Consider the following 18,754-nt stretch of genomic DNA (forward strand, 5'->3'; position numbering starts at 1 on the left):
ATTTTATAATGTTCCCTATTCAATTAATGTGTTTAGGAATACATTTCACAATATTTCTTATAACTAAAATAAAAATAATCCATTGGCTGTTTGGCCAATGGATTATTTTTATTTTAGTATATTCATTTCTTTTCCTACTTTTTCAAATACAGCCGCTGCTCTATCTAACTGATCCTTTGTATGAGCTGCAGTTACCATGCATCTAACCCTTCCTGTTCCCCTTGGAACTGTTGGGAATACAATACCTGATACGAATACTCCATTTTCAAATAATTTTCTGCTGAATTCCATTGTCTTAGCTTCGTCTCCGATAATTACTGGAGTTATTGGAGTTTCACTATGACCTGTATTATAGCCTAGGCTACCAATTTTTGATTTCCAGTATCTTGCGTTATCCCATAGTCTATCAGTGTATTCTGTTGATTCCATCAGAATGGTGATTGCTTCTGTAACTGCTCCTACAGCTGCTGGTGGTAAGGATGTACTGAATAGTACTGGTCTTGCTCTATGGCTTAACCAATCACACATTGTTTGTGAACCAGATACATAGCCTCCCATTACTCCTATACCCTTAGATAGACAGCCCATTGAGAAATCTACTCTACCATGTAATCCAAAATGGTCTATGGTTCCTCTTCCGCTTTCTCCTAATACTCCTGAGCCATGAGAATCATCTACATAGGTCATTGCTCCATATTTTTCTGCTAACTCTACTATTTCAGGAAGCTTTGCTATATCTCCATCCATACTGAAAACTCCGTCAGTGATGATTAGCATGTTTTTATATTTGTCTCTAGATTCCTTTAGTACTGCTTCTAAGCTGTCCATATCAGAATGCTTATAAATTCCTCTTGCAGCCTTTGATAATCTAGTACCATCTATGATTGAAGCATGGTTTAATTCATCAGATATTATTATATCTCCTGCCTCTGTAACTGCTTGAATAGTTCCAGCATTACAATTGAAAGCTGATTGATATAAAAATGCTGCTTCATCTTTTTTGAATTTAGCTAAAAGGGCTTCTAGATTTTCATGGATGTCCATATTTCCTATAATGGTTCTTACAGCACCTGTACCTGCACCATATTTTTCAACTGCTTCAATAGCAGCTTTTTTTAATCTAGGATGATTAGCGAATCCAAGATAATTATTTGAAGATAAATTTATAACCTTTTTACCATTCAATATTACTTCAGCCTCACATGGAGTTTCTAATACTGGCAGCTTCCTATAAACACCATCCTTCTTTAATTCCTCAATTTTTTCCTTTAAGAATTTTAACTCATGTACATTGGACATAGTAAGACCTCCTAAAATTTAATTATGAAGATTAAATATAACTACCCTACATTTTTTAAAACTGTAGGGCATTTATAGTCTTGCAGTTACATATTTCTTTATTATAAACCTAAATAAGCTTTTTCCACTTCAGAGTTATTTAATAACTCTTGTCCAGTTCCTTCTAAAGCTATATGTCCTAATTCAATAACGTAACCATAATGGGCAATACTTAAAGCCAATGACGCATTCTGTTCTACGAGTAAAATAGTTTTACCCATATTTTTTATTTTTTCAATTACCCTGAAAACCTCTTCTACTATTATTGGAGCTAAACCCATTGACGGTTCATCCATCAAAATCAATTCTGGACTACCCATAAGAGAACGTCCAATTGCCAGCATCTGTTGTTCTCCTCCTGACATAGTGCCAGCAAGCTGCTTATATCTAGTTTTCAATACAGGAAAAGTATCAAAAATCCAATCTAAATCATCTTTAATTACATTTTTCTTATCCTTACGTTTATAGGCTCCTAACTCCAGGTTTTCCATAACAGTCATATCAGGAAAAATATGCCTTCCTTCTGGTATTAAAGATATTCCCATACTAACGATATCCGGTGTTTTTAAATTGGTGATATCCTTGTTTTTCCAAGAAATACTACCACCTTGCCCTTTAACAACTCCCATAATGCAATTTAATGTAGTTGTTTTTCCTGCTCCATTGCCGCCAATAAGGGTTGTTATTTTTCCTTCTTCCACCTTTAAAGAAATATCATGAAGTACTTTAGTTGGTCCGTAACTTGCACTAATTCCCTTTATCTCGAGCATTTACATCTCCACCCTTCCCTAAATATGCACTTATTACATCTGGATTATTACGGACTTCCTCCGGTATTCCTTGAGTAATTATTTTGCCATGATTGAGTACAGAAATCCTATCACATATATTCATAACTAATTTCATATCATGTTCAATTAAAATAAGTGTATATCCTTTTTTTCTTAATCTATCTATAATATTCAATAGATTTATTTTCTCTGTAGGATTCATGCCAGCAGCTGGTTCATCTAGAAGTATTATTTTAGGCTGAGCGGCTAAGGCACGAGCAAATTCAACCAATCTTTGTTGTCCATATGATAAATTCTTTACAATTTCATCCTTCTTGTCTTCCAGACCCATAAATTCAAGGGCCTCTAATGCTTTTTCTCTAGTAATTTCCTCATATTTGCGAGATTTTTTTCCATTAAGTAAAATGGATAAAATCGGCATGGGAGTATGAACATGGTGACCTATCATAACATTATCTAAAACAGACATTTCTTTAAAAAGTCGTATGTTTTGAAAGGTACGAGATATTCCTGCTGGTACAAGCTGATATGACTTAGAAATTGAAAGTTTCTTTTCTTCTAATGAAATATCACCTGAGTCAGGCTTGATTATTCCAGTAATAACATTGAAGAGAGTTGATTTACCTGCTCCATTAGGACCTATTATCCCATGTACGGAGTTTTTTATTACTTCTATGTCAACACCACTTAATGCTTTCAGTCCACCAAAACTTATAGATACTCCTTTTATAGTCAAAATATTTAATCCTTCAGGCATTATACATCACTCCATATTTTTCATTGAGCTTTTACTTTTTTACGTTTATTTCTTATATCATTTATTATACCTACTAAGCCATTGGGCATATAGATTACTGTAAGTACTAGGATAAGACCATATATTATCAATCTTGCTCCTTGAAAAACTCTTAGACCTTCAGAAATAATAGTCAATACAAAGGCTCCAAAGATTCCCCCTATAATTGTCTTGTTTCCACCGATAACTGACATACATAGAAATGCTACAGATTCATCAAATGTAAAGTTATCAGGACTGGTTACACCAGAAAAAGAACCAAATAAAGCTCCAGCTATACCAGCAAACATAGCACTAATTGCAAAGGCTGCAATCTTATATTTATTAACAGGTACTCCCATGGCTTCTGCAGCAATCTCGTCTTCTCTAATGGCTGTAAGTGTTCTACCGATTTTAGACTTAGTTATACGAGTTGCTATATAGGTACCTAAAATTACAAATACTAATATTAGATAAAAGAATTGCATTTCAGATTTTATCTGTAGTCCAAAAATTTCTGGATAAGGTATACCCGTAAGACCAGCTGCCCCTTTGGTAACTGGAGTCCAATTCAATAAAATCAGTCTAATAATCTCTCCAAAGCCAACTGTAGCCAAAACTAAATATGGACCAGATAACTTCATCGAAGGTACGCTAATGATCAAACCGAAAATAAGCGATACGATTACGCTAAGAATAGCTGCTAAAAAGAATGGAACTCCAAAGTTCATCATAGCAAGTGCCGATACATAGGTCCCTACAGCAAAGAATCCCGCTTGTCCCATGGAAGTCTGTCCGGTATATCCGCTTAAAATATTTAAACCTATTGTCACCAATGCATAGATACCAGCTAGGTTGATTACATGAAGATAATAGAGATTCTTAATATAAAGTGGAATAGTTAAAATTAGCACGATTCCTATCAGTAATAAAATCTTCTTGTTTTTTCTCATTTTTACACCACCATAACTATACTTTTTGTTTTCTCTTTCTCAAAAACAATCCCGACGGTCTTAACCATAATACCAAAATCAATATAGTGAAGGTAATAGCATCTCGATAACCGGAGCTTATTTGGCCACCTGCTATTGATTCAACTATTCCTATGAAGAAACCTCCAGCAATGGCACCTGGTACAGAACCTAATCCTCCAACTACTGCAGCAACAAAGCCTTTTAATCCTATTCCTGCACCCATATTAAATGTTACAAAGAATATAGGAGCTATTAGTATACCTGCGGCTGCGCCTAATGCTGCACTGGTAGCAAAGGCTACCCCATCAGAACGCTCTGTATTGATACCCATGAGAACTGCTGCATAGCGGTCTTGAGTAACTGCTCTCGAGGCTTTTCCTTCCTTCGTATACTTTAATAGATATTGAAATATAATCATTATAATTATACTGACTATGACTATTAAAATATCCTGAGGTGTCATGCTCATAACTCCTGCAGCAATAGGTTTTGTACTCACAGGTGACGGAAATAACTGAGCATCAGGTCCCCAAATCATTAAAGCTATATTTCTCAAGATAATAGATGCACCTAATGTACCAATAATAACATTTACTGGTGGTGAATTTCTTTTTCTCAATGGTTTTAGAATCAATTGTTGAACTAGAACCCCTGCTATTGCTACTGCAGCCATTGAAATAAATAGAGCAGGTGTAAATCCTAAGTTCAATACTTGATAAATTGTAAAACCTACATATGCTCCTAGCATTACCATATCACCCTGTGACCAATTCAGAACACCTGAAGCCGCATAAATAAAACTATAACTCAAAGCTACCAGAGCATAAATTGCTCCTATAGGCAATCCATTTAGAATATATTGCAACAAATTTTTCACTTCCTTTAAAATAATCTGAAGTAATATGATTATATTGTTTATTAATTATTTTCTACTGCCTTAATAAGCTTAAATTCATTTCCTCTGATTTCAGTGATTAATAATCTCTTTCCAATATCATCACCTTGCTCATTAAAAGCAGGGTTTCCAGTGACTAATTCTAGACCTTCTGTTTTTCTTAATGCATCTCTTAAATCTTTAGGATTACTACTATTAGCTTTTCGTACAGCATCAGCTATAATATAAACTGTATCATAAGCCTGTGCGCCATGTGGAATCGGAGATTCATTATATTTTTCTTTATATTTCTCAACAAATTCTTTTACCTTTGGAATATCAGCATCTGGTAAGAATGTTTGTGTTAAAATTAACCCTTGAGCAGCATCTCCTCCAAGCTCAATTAACTTTGCACTGGCCATACCGCTTGCTCCAAATAATTGTACATCAATACCTAATTGTTGAACCTGATTACTAATGAGAGCTGCTTCTGTATATAGTCCCCATAGGAAAATTGCTTGTGCTCCTTTTTCTTTTATTGAAATTAACTGAGGTTTAAAATCTTTATCTCCATTATTATAAGTAGGAGCATCTACAAGTTCTAATCCATATTTTTCAATAGCATTTTTTAATAATTTTGCACCACTTTGTCCATAATCATCGGCAGAAGTGAATGTAGCAAGCTTAGTTAATCCTAATTCTTCTTTAGCATACTTAATTAATGCATCTGCTTGAAAAGCATCATTTGCTGCTGTACGGAAAATCCATTCATTTCCTTGTTCAGTAATAGAAGCTCCTGTAGACCCAGGTGTAATTTGGGGAATACCCGCTCTTTCTGTAACAACCATATCAGCTAAGGTTGCAGAACTGTTAATGGCTGCTATAACAACATGAGTCTTAGATTCTTGAATTAATTTATTTGTAGCACTTGATGATTTTGTAGGATTACCTTCATCATCTTCAAAAAAAGCTTCTAATGTCCATTCTCCAGCTAATTTATTTTCATTTATTTCACTTATAGCTAATTCAATTGCCCTACGTTGACCTTGTCCCAACTGAGCTGAACCTCCAGATTCCGGTCCAACTACTCCTATTCTTAAAACATTTTCTGATGAGCTTTGATTATTGCTGCAAGCAGCTAGAGCATTAACTGATAAAATTAAGACGATTAATAAAACTAACTTTCTTTTACTCTTCTTAAGCATGACCAGATCCCTCCTTAATTTTTTAAGACTCTTCTGATTTGTTTTTGCTAAAGTAAGCCTATGTAGCTCTCAAATAGGTTAGTAGATATAATAAATCCCTCCTTTTCTATAAAATAGCTCATAAAACAACAAAATGCAAATATGTAAAAATTGGCACTTTTGTTAAATTATTGGCATTATGTAAAATAATTTCTAAGCTGCTTTTGTTTCAGAATATTATTGCTATTTGATTATTTGTTAATTTTGTGAGAATATCATATGTATATAATATTACATAAATCCTATGCTTAATGTGTTCTAGAATACATTTTCTTAATATTCCTTTTAATATTTATTAAATATCTTAATAGTGCAATAAATAACTTTTTATTATAAAATATCATTAACAGCATGTATTTATAATGCTTATTATATTATTCAATACTTAAAAATTTACTTTAAAGGAGTTGAGCCTTTGAATATATATAACAGCTATTCTATTAATTATGACTATAAAAATATCCTTTTAAAGCATTTTAAAGATATTGGAACTATCATTGACTTTCAGAAAGATACATTAATTGAATTTGAATTTAAAAAGTTGGACTATATTTATTTAATCTTAGACGGTATTGTCAAACAATTTTTTTTAGACCTAGAGGGAGCAGAAAGGATAATATTACTATTATCTACTGGAGATATGTTTGGAGAAATAACTATGTTACAACAGGATTCGGACCGTGTCATTACAAAAACCTATTCCAGAGTTAAGGTATGTAAAATTGAAAAAAGTGTTTTTTATAATTATCTGAAAAAGAATCCTTTTGTATATGATAGTATCTTATTAATGATTACTACAAAATTCAGAATACTCATGACACAAATTTATGATAATACATATTTAAATACAAAGGAAAGACTTTTCTTTCTTTTAAAAAGATTATCTATACAGCAAAACTCATTAGAGGAATTAGGGCATAAACTAAATTTTAATCTCACTCACGAGGAATTAGCCAATATGATTGGTTCTACTAGGAGTACTGTAACAAGGATTATGAAGTTATTAGAATCAGAAGGCAAAATAGCAAGAAATGGCAGAAAGATAAATATCATTGACTTATAAAGGATAGAAAAATAAAAAACCCATAAAGAAAATTCTTTATGGGTCATAGTTTATAAATCATATTATTCTTCTGATTCAATTACATCTGGCGCTGCTTCTGTTGCTTCTGGTATGGATGTTTCCTCATCCTCATCTTCTCTATTTATAGATGGCTGAGTCAATGTACAAACTACATCTTCTAATTCTCTTAATATTGTAATATTCTCATTGTTAGCTATATCTAAATCCTTCACTAACATTGGAGTTGTAAAGTCCATATTTTCCACATCAACTTCTGCACCATTTGGTATATCAGTAGGTAAACATTCAATTTCAATTTGATCCAATAGTTGCATCAATATTGAAGGTTGAAGTTTTATACTATCCCTATTAACTAGTACTATTGGTACAGTCATTCTTACCTTCTCATCCATGTTTAGTTTCTGAAAATCAACATGAAGTATTTGATTTTTCACAGGATGCCTTTGGATTTCCTTTATAATAGCTGGTATAGTCTCTCCTTCTAATTCTAAGCTTAATAAAGAAGAACTTCCTGCTGATTTATATACTCTTAAAAATTCGGCTGAATCTACTGAAACGCTAGCTGTTTCACCACCCCTGCTATATACAACTGCAGGTATAATATTATCTTTTCTAATTTTCTTTACTAAATTTTTTCCAGATTCTGTCCTTTTCTGTATCTGCATTTTTATAGCTGTCATGTAATATACCCCCTATCCTTTTTATAGTATACTCTAATAGAATATCACATTTTGGCTCTTCATGCAAATAACAGATGCTATACCCCTACAAGCTATAAAATCACTTGAAGTATTAACAATAATATTACTCCGGGAACTCCTAAAAAACCAACTATTATAGCATTTAATGGATTGATTGCTATACTTAGTCCAAAGAACTTTCCTATGAAGTTGAAAAGTAACAGTGTTAATCCTCCTAAAATTCCATTACCTATTAATTTAATTATCTTTTTAATTGGCCATACAAGTATAAGACCTATAATATATAGCAAAAAGAGTCCAATAATATAATAAAAAATTGTGCCTAATTCCATTATTCTCCCTCCTAAATCTTATTATACTATAATTATAGGAGGACTTAAGAAAATATTACAATTATTTGTACTAGCCATGAGTAGAAATGTTTTTATTGTTTTCTTCTTCCAGCTCTTGCTGTAAGACAGCTCCTGCTTCCCTATCCCATTCCTTCATTTTCTTCAATAGATATATATATTTTAATTTAGATGCCTCCATATCATATATGGCATAATCAATTAAATCAGGATCTGTAGCTGTTTCAAAAAAACTCTCCTTATCTCTCCACTCCTTATGAGCCAGTCTCAAATTTTCTAACATATCATCCCTTGAGTAGTCTTTTTCCTTTTTCTTAAAACTCATCATAAAAACACCCCCTACTCTTTATCATTGACAAAAACTAAGGGGTATATACTTAGATATCTGTTACACTAAATAACATTTTTGAAACTTTAATAGCTTCATTAGCATTTAGACAAAATATTTCGGACTTATCTAACTCCATTTCTTCGATCCAGACATTATATTCTTTCTCCTTACAGAAGAAATTCATAACATTTCAGCAACTACCTGACCAATTTGAATTTTTATTTAAGTCCACATGAAGTATATGTAAATCACTAGGTTCATAGCTATGTAATCTTCCATCTCTGATACTTACCTTGATATCAAATCCACAATTGCTGCACTTTGATTCTACATCTATATCCTGTTTGAAGGTAAATGCCGCTCCCATGGCATCAATAGCACACATAGCAGTGAATTCTCTTCCATCAGCAAGCCTAATTCTATGATTCGTAGGAATTGCCGATACTGGATATATGAAATTGATATTTCCTTCTTCATCTGCCACTATTCCATTTTTCTGAATCAAACTATTCAATATAATATTTACTTCTTCATCTGTCATTCCTAAATTTTTAGCAACCTGCGATGAATTATTTATATTAAATGCTTGTCCATTATCAATAACATAATTCATCAAATATCTTCTTATTCTTTTCTCTCCTATAGATAATTTACTATCTATACTGGCTATTTTCAGTTGCTCATCAGAATAATACCTATAATCACATTGTTCCATAAAAAAATCAACTCTTTCTAACTAATATCATTTCATAAAGATATCATCTTTTTTAACAATTGTTAAATAGAAAATATTAATAATTATCCCATCTACTATAATATATTTTAATTGTTATTTTTTGCACAATTATGATATTATTTAGAGGATTTCAAGATATAAGGGGGAATTTTAGTGAAAGTTGCATATGTTATCAGTTCTGATAACGCCAGAACTATCTTAAGAGATATGGTAATCCCACAATTAGAGGCAGGAAATCATGGAGCTGAAGTAGTTGGTATGTTTTTCGTATTTGATAATACTTTCTTATTATTAAAAGATACTGATATTGGTGAAAGACTTCAAAAATTACACGAAGAAACCGGCATGATACTTTTAGCCTGTGATCAATGTGCTATTGAAAGACAAATAGAAAACAATCTTGTACAAGGTGCTGCTATTGGTTGCTTCCCTGTATTATATGGAGCCCTTGGTTCAGTAGATCTTGACCAAGTAATTACATTCTAGAGCTACAAGGTCCGTTAATACGGACTTTTTTATTTTTTTATGGAGGGGAAATGATTTGAACAAAGTTTTAGTTGAATTTATCAATACCTGATCTGGCTGCGACGGTTATACCCGTGCTGTAGAGGCTGCTGCAGCTAAATATAAGGACAAGGTAGAGGTGAAAATCTACTACGCTGGCAAAAATATGGATTATGTAAGAAAATATGGAGTTATTTTTAGAGGAACTTTAATTATTAACGAGAAAAAGAAGATTCAGCGAATATCTAAAGATATTATTGAGAAAGAAATAGCTTTGGCTATTCAAGAATTAGAAAATGGACGGTGATTTATAATTGTTATTATTAGATTTTTTAAAGAATATATTATTAACTTCTATTAGTTTACTCAATGGAACCTCTGGTTGGCTTGTTTTCAGTTACATAATAGCTGGACTTCTTCATGATGTTATATCTCCGGTGAGATTCCATAAGCATTTAGGAAATACTAAAATTAGCTCTATTCTAAAAGTAACAATTTCAGGCATGTGTTTACCTATTTGTAGCTGCGGAACAATACCCCTTGGCATTAGTTTATACTACTCTGGGGCTTATGTAGGACCTACATTAGCATTTATGGCATCTACTCCTGCATTAAATCCTATAGCGTTAATACTTAGCTATGGACTCCTAGGAAAAGAACTAACAATAATAAATATAGTTGCAGGATTTTTACTTCCTTTTATTATAGGAATAATTGGTAATAAATTAGGGGGCAATGAAGTATGTAAACCTAACTTAGAAAATGAAATATCTACTATGTCCTTAGATCCAATGGAAGAAACTACTTTACTAGAAAAATTCAAATCAGGTATGCAATGGGTAATGGGAGATTTAGCTGTAGTATTGAGTAAATATGTAGTTCTAGGAATGTTATTTGGAGGGTTTATTCTAACTGCATTTCCAGACTCCTTTATACAAAAATATCTAGGAAACCCTAGTATGTTATCACTTTGGAATGTGGCAGTCCTCAGTGCATTTATGTATGTTTGTGCAGTTGGTCACATACCATTTATAGCTGCTTTAATTGCCAGTGGAGCTTCACCTGGTGCAGCAATTACATTCTTGATGGCAGGAGCAGCTACTAATTTCCCCGAACTATTGAGTATTTATAAGATGATTGGTAAAAAAACTGCTATCATTTATGGAACAGTAATATCTGTCTTTGCACTGACTGTTGGATATTTAACAAATTTATGGCTTATGCCTGGATTTGAACCAGCAATTAACTACAATAGAATCGATAGTACTATTGAAAGTGCCAATAAACTGCTTTTTACAATACCAGAGCCACTTAAATATATATGCTCATTTATTGTTTTTCTATTTTTTTTAAAGTCTATGTATCCTAAGGTAAGAGATTTATTCGGAAAACTTGCAGAACAAGCGAGGTAACTAGATGAAAAAAAACATAAAATCTTTATTAATATTTTTAGTTATCTTTGGATTAGGCTTATATTCCTTTTCTATTAAAAAGAATATTACTGTAAATTATTTAGGGGTAGAATCAGATAATGAGCTTCTCTTATATTTTCAAGAAACTCATCCCAATAATGACGCCATATTATGCGGATATGAGGATTTAAATGACGATGGTCGTAAGGACCTATTGGTAATTTATGTAGAAGAATATAGAAAAAATGCAATGGTCGTGGTTATAGATACTGGAGAAGGATTTAAATTATCTGACCACACTCATGCTCCAATACAGAATCAAAAAATCGAGTTCAAAGATATTGATAAAACTGGACCCATAGAATTTATTGTATCTGGTTCAAAGGATGGCAAATACGGTTATGCAATATTTAGATTAATTGATGATAAAGAAATAAAAGATTTATTCGGTGAAGGTATGGAGGATTGCTGTTAGATAAGATATAAAAATGTGGCTATTTTAAAAAAATAGCCACATTTTTATATCTTATCTTATTTATACATTCTATTGTTCAGTAATACCATCTATTGTTTTCGCCTTAGTTATCCATTCTTCATAGGAAAGCCCTATTGGAAATTCTTTGTTAATCTTCTCTTCTATAAAGGTATTGAAATCTTCAATACCGCATGTCTCTAATAGGTTAGTAGACATAAATTTTTCGATGTCATCTATATTAGGAATTTCTTCTTCTGGAATATCAAAATCATAATAATATTGTATATAATTGTCTAAATTTTCCTGTGAAAATTGCCATGTAATAGTTCTTCCCTCTGCTACTGTTTTCATATAGACAGTTTTTAGTCCTACTTCTGGCTGAACTCCAAATCCTTCAGCAAACATCATACCTGCATTATATGGATGTTCATATAGATACTTTATTGCAAGAGCATGTGCAAGTACCAATCTTTTAGCTAATTCTGGATGTTCTTCTAGAAAATCATTGTTCATACAGTAGATACAACACATTCCCCAACCAGTTTCAAGATCATCTGAAATATGAGCACCCCATCCAGTTGCCATAATTTTACCAATTCCCTCAAATTCTGCTTGAGAAGCATAAGGGTCACAGCAAGAAAATCCATCAAGCTGACCAGCCTTTAATGCAAATAGTTTGTCCTTATCTCCCATATCAACTACTTCATAATTTTTTAATTCCATAGGAATATCTAATTCTTCAGACCATTTACGCCATTCTGGTTTTACCTCTGCACCTGAGCCTATAGCTAGAGTCTTTCCAATTAAATCCTTTGGTTCTTTTATGTCATTACTAACAACTAGATATCTAGAACCTCCTATATGATTGGCTGCAGCCATAAATAATGGTGCTCCTTGGTTAACTGATTTAATGGCACCTTCAATCCCTTGATATCCAACATGCATTTCACCTGAAGACATAGCCTCCATAATCTTACCAGTCTTTGTAACAACAACATTAAGTCCTAGTGCCTTATAGATGCCTGCCTTTTCTCCTATAATTGATGGAACCATATGGTCACAGTCCCTATATCCCATTTGCACAACGAAATTTTTATCCGCTTCTGTCAATTCACCTAGTTTGTATTTAGCTACCTCCGCAACTGGGTCATAATCTACTTCTTGAATTACGGTTTCTTTACTACTATCAGTACAACCTGCTAAAAAAGTAATTCCCATTGCTAGTACTAAAACCATAGCAATTATTCTTTTTGTCATATATATTTCCTCCCTAGATTATATATTATATAATATGTCTTACATATCATAGACGGCTTTAATATACTTTGCTGCTTATTGGGCATTTTTCATGCCTGTTTCCTCGGATACCTTCTCATTTTCATTTCCTTCGATATAATGGCATATAGAACCTTTACATCCACTTACCTTTCTTGCATCTGATAAATGTTTCTCAAGTTTGTTTTTTTCTTTTTCTAATCTTACTATTTCTGCTTTTATAAGGGATATTTTTTCTTGTATCTTATGGCTTACATAATTACAGGGAGGTATTCCATTGTTTTTTAATACCAGTATCTTTTTTATTTCTTCCAATTCAAATCCCAAAGCCCTAGCCTTTTTTATAAATAATAATTTTTCTATATCTCTTTCATCAAATACTCTATAGTTATTAGAACGTCTTTCTACTTCCCCTAATAAACCTTGACTATCATAGTATCTGACAGCAGAACTATTAAGTCCAGTAATCCTGCAAACATCTTTTATAAATAACATGGCTTCCTCCTACCTCCTATTATAAACCTTAAAGCCGACTTTAAGGTCAAGGGAAAAAAATAGAAATTGTATAAAAATTATCAATAAACATTTTTTGTAAAAAAGGTTTCTAGCGAAGCATTAAAGCCTTTCTAAAAACTAAATTAAGTCAAGTTCTTTTATTTATAAATCTAAAAACAAAACTTTTCTATTTCTTATAAAAAACATCCATCAAATAATCTGATAGATGTCCTAATCTGCTTTCCATCTAAGTAATATACTTTCAATTAAGAGCATCAATTTATCAATACCAAACCCTATCAAAGCAGCTATAAACATATATGCTATAATTGTATGGGTTTGCATCCTAGATTGAGCCTCTACCATACAGTAGCCGAACCCGGCACTGGTCGCAATGAACTCCGCTCAGATAACTGACATCCAACCCATACCAATGGCTAATCTGATTCCAGTTATAACTCCTGGAAGTGATCCCGGAAGAACAATATCTTTTATTATATCAATTGTACTTGCTCCCATACTTCGAGCTGCATTGTAAAAATCTCTGTTGATATCCTGAACACCTGCTATAGTATTTAGAATAATGGTAAAAATTCCTGAAAACGCAATCATAAAAATTGTAGGCCCATCACCAAGACCAAACCAAATAATAGATAGTGGCACCCATGCCATAATAGGAACTTGTCTTAAGGAGTTTATAAATGGAGCCATAGCTCTTAGCATTGTTTTAGAATAACCCATAATCATACCAATGGGTAACCCAATAATGAGTGCATAAAAAGCACCCGTTAAAACACGTCTCATGGTAATACTAATGTTTCTGAGTACATACAGATCCGTTATAGCCTTAAAAAAAGCTTCAACTACACTTTTTAACGAAGGGAAAAGAAATGGTTTATCTACAATTTCTGCCGCAATTGACCATATTATACCAATGATTATTAGTGCAATTGGAGTATAAATATTGAAATCTTTACCATTAAGCTTTCTCCAAGCATTCCTATCTTTCATCTTACTTGCATGTACCATTCTTTTTATGTCTTTTTCTTGTGTATTCAATTCCTTTCTTCACCTCCTCCTAAAGCATTTCCAAGAATGCTTCTATTCTTGTTCGTAGTTGTCCTTCATCGCCCTGTCCATAATTTGTCTCTAAATGCAAATAAGGCTTACCGCATTGGTTTGCGATGTTTTTGATATTTGTGGACTCAATTCCAAATGGGTTACATGAGTGAAGGATAATTCCAACGACTCCATCAACCTTCCATTCATCAATAGTAAGAGCCACTTGTTCAAGTCTCCTTTGATTAGGTGACATGACTGCACAAGGCACCTCTAAATATTTTTCTGCAATACATTCAATCGGATCCTTTGTTTCAGATTCCTCAATGAGCCTTCTTCTAGAAACAATTCCACTGCAACCCTCATAACAAACTATGACACCACCAAGTTCCTCAATGACCTTAATGGTTTTCTCAAATACTCCTCCACTTGGTCCTCCTGATACTAAGATTCTAGGCCTCCTACTACCTTTAGGAATAGGTCCTTTTCCATTTCTCCAATCTTCTTCACACTTATCTAAAACCTCTTGCACTTTCTCATAACGTTCCTTACGATCAAATATGTATTGTACTCCCTCCATTACACTACGCATATGTAAACCTGTAATAGCAGGCGGATCATAACGTCCAAGCTCATATAGCTGAGCCATTTGAATACGTTCCTTATTCCCCCATTTAATGGCTTCCCTTAGCATTTCATCTGTAATAGTAACATCAAATTTCTTCTCTAATACTTCCTTAAAGTGGCGTAATTCCATAATCCAAGATTCCAAAGATCTTTCAGGGTCAGGATTATTTGGCAAATGTATAATATGAACATCCTTTAGTTCAGCAAGGATTTCATACATTTTTTTCTTTCCATCACAGGTAGTCTCACCTACAATAAGATCAGAAAAATAAGCGTAAGGACATGTTTCCGTTAATGCAAATCCGTAACTTGACTTAATTAAAGGACAAAGATTTGCTGGTAGTTCTGCTTCTGCTGCAGGAATAGGTTCAGGACTCTGGCCACATAGTCCTACACGATAAAGGCCCGCTGCGTCAATCATTTCAGAAGGAGCAAATTGACAAAATGTCCCACATAACTTTCCACCATTATCCTTTAGTTCTTTCATCCTAATAAAACCTTGTCTTCTAGCATCAGCAAATTCTTCAAAGCGTTCTGGTAAAGTTGTCATAAATATTCTCCTTTTATAAAAATACTATAATTAAATTATTTATTGCTATTACAAATTGCCTTTTCAGCAAAGACTACTCTCTTATTGCCTTTCTTATCTGTTTTTTCAATAAACTCCAGCAGCTCTTCATCACCTTGATTTTTAACTTCTCCATTTAAAGCAGTCCTTAAAATATCAGATAATTCATTTGTATATTGATGATATTTTTCATTTTTTCTATCTCTAGGCCTAGGAAGTTCAATTTTTATATCAGCTAATATTCTTCCTCCATCCCTAGACATAACTATAACTCTATCGCTTAGATAAATAGCTTCATCAACATCATGAGTCACCATAAGAGCTGTTTTCTGATTTTCTTGTAACATTGATTCCAGCTGTGCTTGAAGCATTTGCCTCATTTGAAAATCAACTGCACCTAAGGGTTCGTCCATCAACAAAACTTTTGGATCACATGCAAGAGCTCTAAGCAAAGCAACTCTTTGTTTCATACCGCCTGATATCTCATGGATATAGTAATTTGCATATTCCTCCAGATGTGCCATCTCTAGAAGATCTCTAAGTCTATCTTGTCGTTCTTTTTTTGGTACTCCTTGCATTTTCATTGGATACATAATATTCTCTGAAACTTTCATCCATGGAAAAAGCGCATAATTTTGAAATACAAAAGCTCTATCCGGTCCCGGTTTATTTACTTTCTCTCCGTTTATATAAATATTTCCACCTTCATGCTTCAAAAAACCTGCAATAATATTCAGAGTAGTTGTCTTTCCGCAGCCTGATGGGCCTAATAAGGAAACAAATTCACCTTCATTTACATCAAAAGAGATATCTTCCAATACAGTATTCATTGATCTTTTATCTCTTCTGTTTGAAAAAACTTTAGTAATTCCTTGTACTGATATTGACATGTCTTCACCTTTCCTATTCTAAACTTAAAAATTTAATATTTTTACTCTGCCAAAATTCCTCTCTCATGCTAATATATTCCTTAAGTATCTCAGTTTGATTTAGCTCTTGAACTGTATTATTATAAGCTGTTATAAAATCTTCAAAAACCTTTGTGCCTATAATATCTTTCTTAACAACTAGACTATAAGAAATATAATCATCTTTCGAAAGTGGAACAAAATTAATGTCTTTTAATAATGCCGCCTTCGTTATATCTAAGACCACTCCATCTACTTGCCCTCCTTCTAGAGAATAGGGCAAGGAAATAGGTGACATCTCAATAACTTCTTTTACCTGTTTGTAGCTTTCTGTGGCAAGTTTATGTAAATGTTCCCTTTTATGACCAATTCCAAGTCTATGAATGCCATCAACATCTTCCTTATAACCAATAACCTCTGCATTCATGATAACTGGACCATATATTTCAAAATCATCATTAGCCTGTACTAAATGCAAAGCCATATGATTACAATAAAATGCCATATCGATTTCATCTGAGCTCAAGGCCCATTGCGCTGTATTACTTCAGCAGTCCTTAAATGTAAAATCAGATAAAACTTCTTCTTTTCCTTCTGTAATACCAATGCTATCTATACCAATATTTTTACTCGTTCTAATAATCTTCTCTAGAAGCAATCCTGTTATATCATCTCCAGAGCCGATTCTTAATCCTATAATCGTATTTTTTACTTTCTCCTCCCTAGGCATGAATTTAGAAAACCCTAATCCTAAGATCAATAGCAATAGAAAGAAAAGAAATATTCTTTTAGTTGTGTTCATATAATCATCACTCTATGTCTTAATTTGTCAGTTTTTTAACCATATAGACTAAAAATGTACTAGTTTTATATCAGAAATACTATATCAAACCTTTCAATATGATTAAATAAATATAGAAATATTTGATGGTAATATATACTAATATAGAAAAACATAATCACAAACTCTCTACAATTCGTATATAATTGATTTTATAGATAGAAGAAACCTACAATTTATATAATATCAAAGGACTGAAATACATTTGGAGGGATATATAGTGCATGACTTAAATTTATCAAATCAATTTGAAGAATATTTAGAAACAAAAAGAAATGGTATTCTGAAGGCAAAGGAAGTCAAGGAAAAAGGTGGTATAATTGCAGGTACTTTCTGTAGTTTTGTACCAGTGGAAATACTAGATGCCGCGGGCATCCATATAGTAAACCTATGTGGTACAAGCAATAAAACAACTATAAGTTCAGAAGCAGATCTTCCAAAAAATCTCTGCCCTTTGATCAAATCAAGCTATGGTGCTGCTATTTCAGACAAATGTGGTTATACCTACTTTTCTGATATAGTTATTGGAGAAACGACCTGTGATGGTAAGAAAAAAATGTATGAATTACTGAGTGAGTTAAAGGATATACATATCATGCAATTGCCTCAAGGAGCTGATAGAAACTATTCACCTCTTATGTGGGAAAAAGAAGTTAGACTATTGATTAAAATTCTAAAAGAAAAGTTTGATATAGAAATTACAGAGGAAAAACTAAAAGAAGCAGCTTCATTTAGAAATAAATTTAGATCTTTATATGGTGAATTATTTGAACTAAGCAAGTTAGAACCACCTGCGATTACAGGTTTTAATGCATATAAAATACTTGAAGGCTACAGATTTAATTTTGATCTAAATGAGGAATATAAACAACTAGAAGAACTAATTCATAAAATTAGAAAAGAATATAATGGAGACAAAAGACCTATAGATAATAAGGCTAAGAGAATTCTTATTACAGGCTGTCCATTAAGTGGAGTTTTAGATAAGATTGTTAATACAATTGAAAATAACGGCGGCGTAGTTGTTTGTTTTGAAAATTGTGGTGGTATAAAACCTATTAGAAATAATGTTGATGAAAGTACTGGTGATATCGTAAAGGCTATAGCTGATAGATACTTGGATATCGGTTGCTCCATTATGTCACCTAACCATAAGCGTATGGAATTATTACCAGAACTAATAGAAGAGTTCAAAGTTGATGGTGTTATTGAAGTAGTACTGCAAACATGCCACCCTTATAGTGTTGAAACAAGAGCAGTCAAGAAATTAATATCAGATATAACTACACCATATATGGCCATAGAAACAGATTACTCCGACTCCAATATTGGTCAAATAAAGACTAGAATCACTGCATTCATGGAGATGTTATAATATTGAAAAAGCTAGAA

22 protein-coding genes are annotated in these 18,754 nt (G+C 32.8%); 6 read left to right on the forward strand and 16 right to left on the reverse strand.

Translation table 11 applies throughout. From position 1 onward, the window contains the following. Positions 1-108 precede the first annotated feature (108 nt). The 6 genes from RDK80_RS15880 to RDK80_RS15905 form a co-directional block, all read right to left on the reverse strand. The gene (locus RDK80_RS15880; protein ID WP_216560623.1) at positions 109-1,299 is read right to left on the reverse strand and encodes a glycine C-acetyltransferase; all 1,191 of its coding nucleotides are present in this window, start codon (positions 1,297-1,299) and stop codon (positions 109-111) included. A gap of 101 nt (positions 1,300-1,400) precedes the next feature. Further along, positions 1,401-2,108, reverse strand: coding sequence for an ABC transporter ATP-binding protein (locus tag RDK80_RS15885; RefSeq protein ID WP_216560625.1), 708 nt, complete (start codon positions 2,106-2,108; stop codon positions 1,401-1,403). After that, positions 2,086-2,886: an ABC transporter ATP-binding protein gene (locus tag RDK80_RS15890; protein ID WP_216560627.1), complete on the reverse strand. Its 801-nt coding sequence runs from the start codon at positions 2,884-2,886 to the stop codon at positions 2,086-2,088. Before RDK80_RS15890 ends, RDK80_RS15885 begins: the two co-directional genes overlap by 23 nt. Positions 2,887-2,906: 20 nt before the next feature. Further along, a complete protein-coding gene (locus RDK80_RS15895) occupies positions 2,907-3,857 on the reverse strand; it encodes a branched-chain amino acid ABC transporter permease (RefSeq protein ID WP_216560629.1) in 951 nt (316 codons plus the stop codon). Positions 3,858-3,873: 16 nt separating this feature from the next. Continuing rightward, positions 3,874-4,746 carry a branched-chain amino acid ABC transporter permease gene (locus RDK80_RS15900; RefSeq protein ID WP_216560631.1) on the reverse strand — a complete coding sequence of 291 codons (873 nt, stop codon included), beginning with the start codon at positions 4,744-4,746 and terminating at the stop codon, positions 3,874-3,876. A 50-nt stretch (positions 4,747-4,796) separates the two neighbouring features. Further along, the gene (locus RDK80_RS15905) at positions 4,797-5,957 is read right to left on the reverse strand and encodes an ABC transporter substrate-binding protein (protein WP_216560633.1); all 1,161 of its coding nucleotides are present in this window, start codon (positions 5,955-5,957) and stop codon (positions 4,797-4,799) included. A 454-nt stretch (positions 5,958-6,411) separates the two neighbouring features. Between RDK80_RS15905 and RDK80_RS15910 the strand changes: the two genes are divergently transcribed. After that, positions 6,412-7,059 carry a Crp/Fnr family transcriptional regulator gene (locus RDK80_RS15910; RefSeq protein WP_216560635.1) on the forward strand — a complete coding sequence of 216 codons (648 nt, stop codon included), beginning with the start codon at positions 6,412-6,414 and terminating at the stop codon, positions 7,057-7,059. A 62-nt stretch (positions 7,060-7,121) separates the two neighbouring features. On the opposite strand, the gene RDK80_RS15915 is transcribed toward RDK80_RS15910, so the two are convergent. The 4 genes from RDK80_RS15915 to saoL all read right to left on the reverse strand — a co-directional run bounded on the left by RDK80_RS15915 (position 7,122) and on the right by saoL (position 9,177). Further along, on the reverse strand, positions 7,122-7,760 hold the full coding sequence (locus RDK80_RS15915; protein WP_216560637.1) for a 50S ribosomal protein L25: 639 nt from the start codon (positions 7,758-7,760) through the stop codon (positions 7,122-7,124). Between the two features lie 92 nt (positions 7,761-7,852). Next, positions 7,853-8,113, reverse strand: a complete 261-nt coding sequence (locus tag RDK80_RS15920; RefSeq protein ID WP_094900361.1) for a pro-sigmaK processing inhibitor BofA family protein — start codon at positions 8,111-8,113, stop codon at positions 7,853-7,855. A 70-nt stretch (positions 8,114-8,183) separates the two neighbouring features. Beyond that, positions 8,184-8,459, reverse strand: coding sequence for a DUF2508 family protein (locus tag RDK80_RS15925; protein WP_094900360.1), 276 nt, complete (start codon positions 8,457-8,459; stop codon positions 8,184-8,186). Between the two features lie 49 nt (positions 8,460-8,508). Beyond that, positions 8,509-9,177, reverse strand: coding sequence for a MerB-like organometallic lyase SaoL (gene saoL / locus RDK80_RS15930; protein WP_246565854.1), 669 nt, complete (start codon positions 9,175-9,177; stop codon positions 8,509-8,511). A 174-nt stretch (positions 9,178-9,351) separates the two neighbouring features. Here saoL and saoD point away from each other — a divergent pair, with 174 nt between their 5' ends. From saoD to saoC, 4 genes are read left to right on the forward strand one after another with little or no spacing between them, the layout of a single operon-like run. Next, complete coding sequence (gene saoD / locus RDK80_RS15935; RefSeq protein WP_216560641.1) at positions 9,352-9,684, forward strand: DsrE-related protein SaoD; 333 nt, start codon at positions 9,352-9,354, stop codon at positions 9,682-9,684. Between the two features lie 55 nt (positions 9,685-9,739). Next, on the forward strand, positions 9,740-10,009 hold the full coding sequence (gene saoT, locus RDK80_RS15940) for a thioredoxin-like (seleno)protein SaoT (RefSeq protein WP_256311766.1): 270 nt from the start codon (positions 9,740-9,742) through the stop codon (positions 10,007-10,009). 7 nt (positions 10,010-10,016) lie between these two features. Then, positions 10,017-11,114, forward strand: coding sequence for an efflux transporter SaoE (gene saoE, locus RDK80_RS15945; RefSeq protein WP_216560645.1), 1,098 nt, complete (start codon positions 10,017-10,019; stop codon positions 11,112-11,114). A gap of 4 nt (positions 11,115-11,118) precedes the next feature. Then, positions 11,119-11,589 (forward strand): Cys-Cys-COOH (seleno)protein SaoC, encoded by a 471-nt coding sequence (gene saoC / locus RDK80_RS15950; protein WP_308524857.1) that lies wholly within the window; start codon positions 11,119-11,121, stop codon positions 11,587-11,589. A gap of 69 nt (positions 11,590-11,658) precedes the next feature. On the opposite strand, the gene saoX is transcribed toward saoC, so the two are convergent. The 6 genes from saoX to saoB form a co-directional block, all read right to left on the reverse strand. Beyond that, positions 11,659-12,852 (reverse strand): ABC transporter substrate-binding subunit SaoX, encoded by a 1,194-nt coding sequence (saoX, locus tag RDK80_RS15955; protein ID WP_374041681.1) that lies wholly within the window; start codon positions 12,850-12,852, stop codon positions 11,659-11,661. A gap of 69 nt (positions 12,853-12,921) precedes the next feature. Then, a complete protein-coding gene (locus tag RDK80_RS15960) occupies positions 12,922-13,359 on the reverse strand; it encodes a MerR family transcriptional regulator (RefSeq protein WP_216560651.1) in 438 nt (145 codons plus the stop codon). A 231-nt stretch (positions 13,360-13,590) separates the two neighbouring features. Next, complete coding sequence (gene saoP, locus RDK80_RS15965; protein WP_256311846.1) at positions 13,591-14,388, reverse strand: ABC transporter permease subunit SaoP; 798 nt, start codon at positions 14,386-14,388, stop codon at positions 13,591-13,593. Between the two features lie 49 nt (positions 14,389-14,437). Continuing rightward, complete coding sequence (locus tag RDK80_RS15970) at positions 14,438-15,595, reverse strand: double-cubane-cluster-containing anaerobic reductase (RefSeq protein WP_256311764.1); 1,158 nt, start codon at positions 15,593-15,595, stop codon at positions 14,438-14,440. A gap of 35 nt (positions 15,596-15,630) precedes the next feature. Next, a complete protein-coding gene (saoA, locus tag RDK80_RS15975) occupies positions 15,631-16,503 on the reverse strand; it encodes an ABC transporter ATP-binding protein SaoA (protein ID WP_308524858.1) in 873 nt (290 codons plus the stop codon). A 13-nt stretch (positions 16,504-16,516) separates the two neighbouring features. After that, positions 16,517-17,323, reverse strand: a complete 807-nt coding sequence (gene saoB, locus RDK80_RS15980) for an ABC transporter substrate-binding (seleno)protein SaoB (RefSeq protein WP_311144037.1) — start codon at positions 17,321-17,323, stop codon at positions 16,517-16,519. Positions 17,324-17,582: 259 nt separating this feature from the next. Here saoB and RDK80_RS15990 point away from each other — a divergent pair, with 259 nt between their 5' ends. Continuing rightward, a complete protein-coding gene (locus RDK80_RS15990) occupies positions 17,583-18,737 on the forward strand; it encodes a double-cubane-cluster-containing anaerobic reductase (RefSeq protein ID WP_308524859.1) in 1,155 nt (384 codons plus the stop codon). The last annotated feature ends 17 nt before the right edge of the window (positions 18,738-18,754 follow it).

It is taken from the genome of uncultured Tissierella sp. (assembly GCF_902479755.1).
GTDB classification, from domain to species: Bacteria; Bacillota; Clostridia; order Tissierellales; family Tissierellaceae; genus Tissierella; species Tissierella carlieri.

Bases quoted from the DNA above. Each gene is read 5' to 3' on its own strand.
- RDK80_RS15880 (WP_216560623.1), bottom strand. From the start codon at position 1,299: ATGTCCAATGTACATGAGTTAAAATTCTTAAAGGAAAAAATTGAGGAA.
- RDK80_RS15885 (WP_216560625.1), bottom strand. From the start codon at position 2,108: ATGCTCGAGATAAAGGGAATTAGTGCAAGTTACGGACCAACTAAAGTA.
- RDK80_RS15890 (WP_216560627.1), bottom strand. From the start codon at position 2,886: ATGCCTGAAGGATTAAATATTTTGACTATAAAAGGAGTATCTATAAGT.
- RDK80_RS15895 (WP_216560629.1), bottom strand. From the start codon at position 3,857: ATGAGAAAAAACAAGAAGATTTTATTACTGATAGGAATCGTGCTAATT.
- RDK80_RS15905 (WP_216560633.1), bottom strand. From the start codon at position 5,957: ATGCTTAAGAAGAGTAAAAGAAAGTTAGTTTTATTAATCGTCTTAATT.
- RDK80_RS15915 (WP_216560637.1), bottom strand. From the start codon at position 7,760: ATGACAGCTATAAAAATGCAGATACAGAAAAGGACAGAATCTGGAAAA.
- RDK80_RS15920 (WP_094900361.1), bottom strand. From the start codon at position 8,113: ATGGAATTAGGCACAATTTTTTATTATATTATTGGACTCTTTTTGCTA.
- RDK80_RS15925 (WP_094900360.1), bottom strand. From the start codon at position 8,459: ATGATGAGTTTTAAGAAAAAGGAAAAAGACTACTCAAGGGATGATATG.
- saoC (WP_308524857.1), top strand. From the start codon at position 11,119: ATGAAAAAAAACATAAAATCTTTATTAATATTTTTAGTTATCTTTGGA.
- RDK80_RS15960 (WP_216560651.1), bottom strand. From the start codon at position 13,359: ATGTTATTTATAAAAGATGTTTGCAGGATTACTGGACTTAATAGTTCT.
- RDK80_RS15970 (WP_256311764.1), bottom strand. From the start codon at position 15,595: ATGACAACTTTACCAGAACGCTTTGAAGAATTTGCTGATGCTAGAAGA.
- saoA (WP_308524858.1), bottom strand. From the start codon at position 16,503: ATGTCAATATCAGTACAAGGAATTACTAAAGTTTTTTCAAACAGAAGA.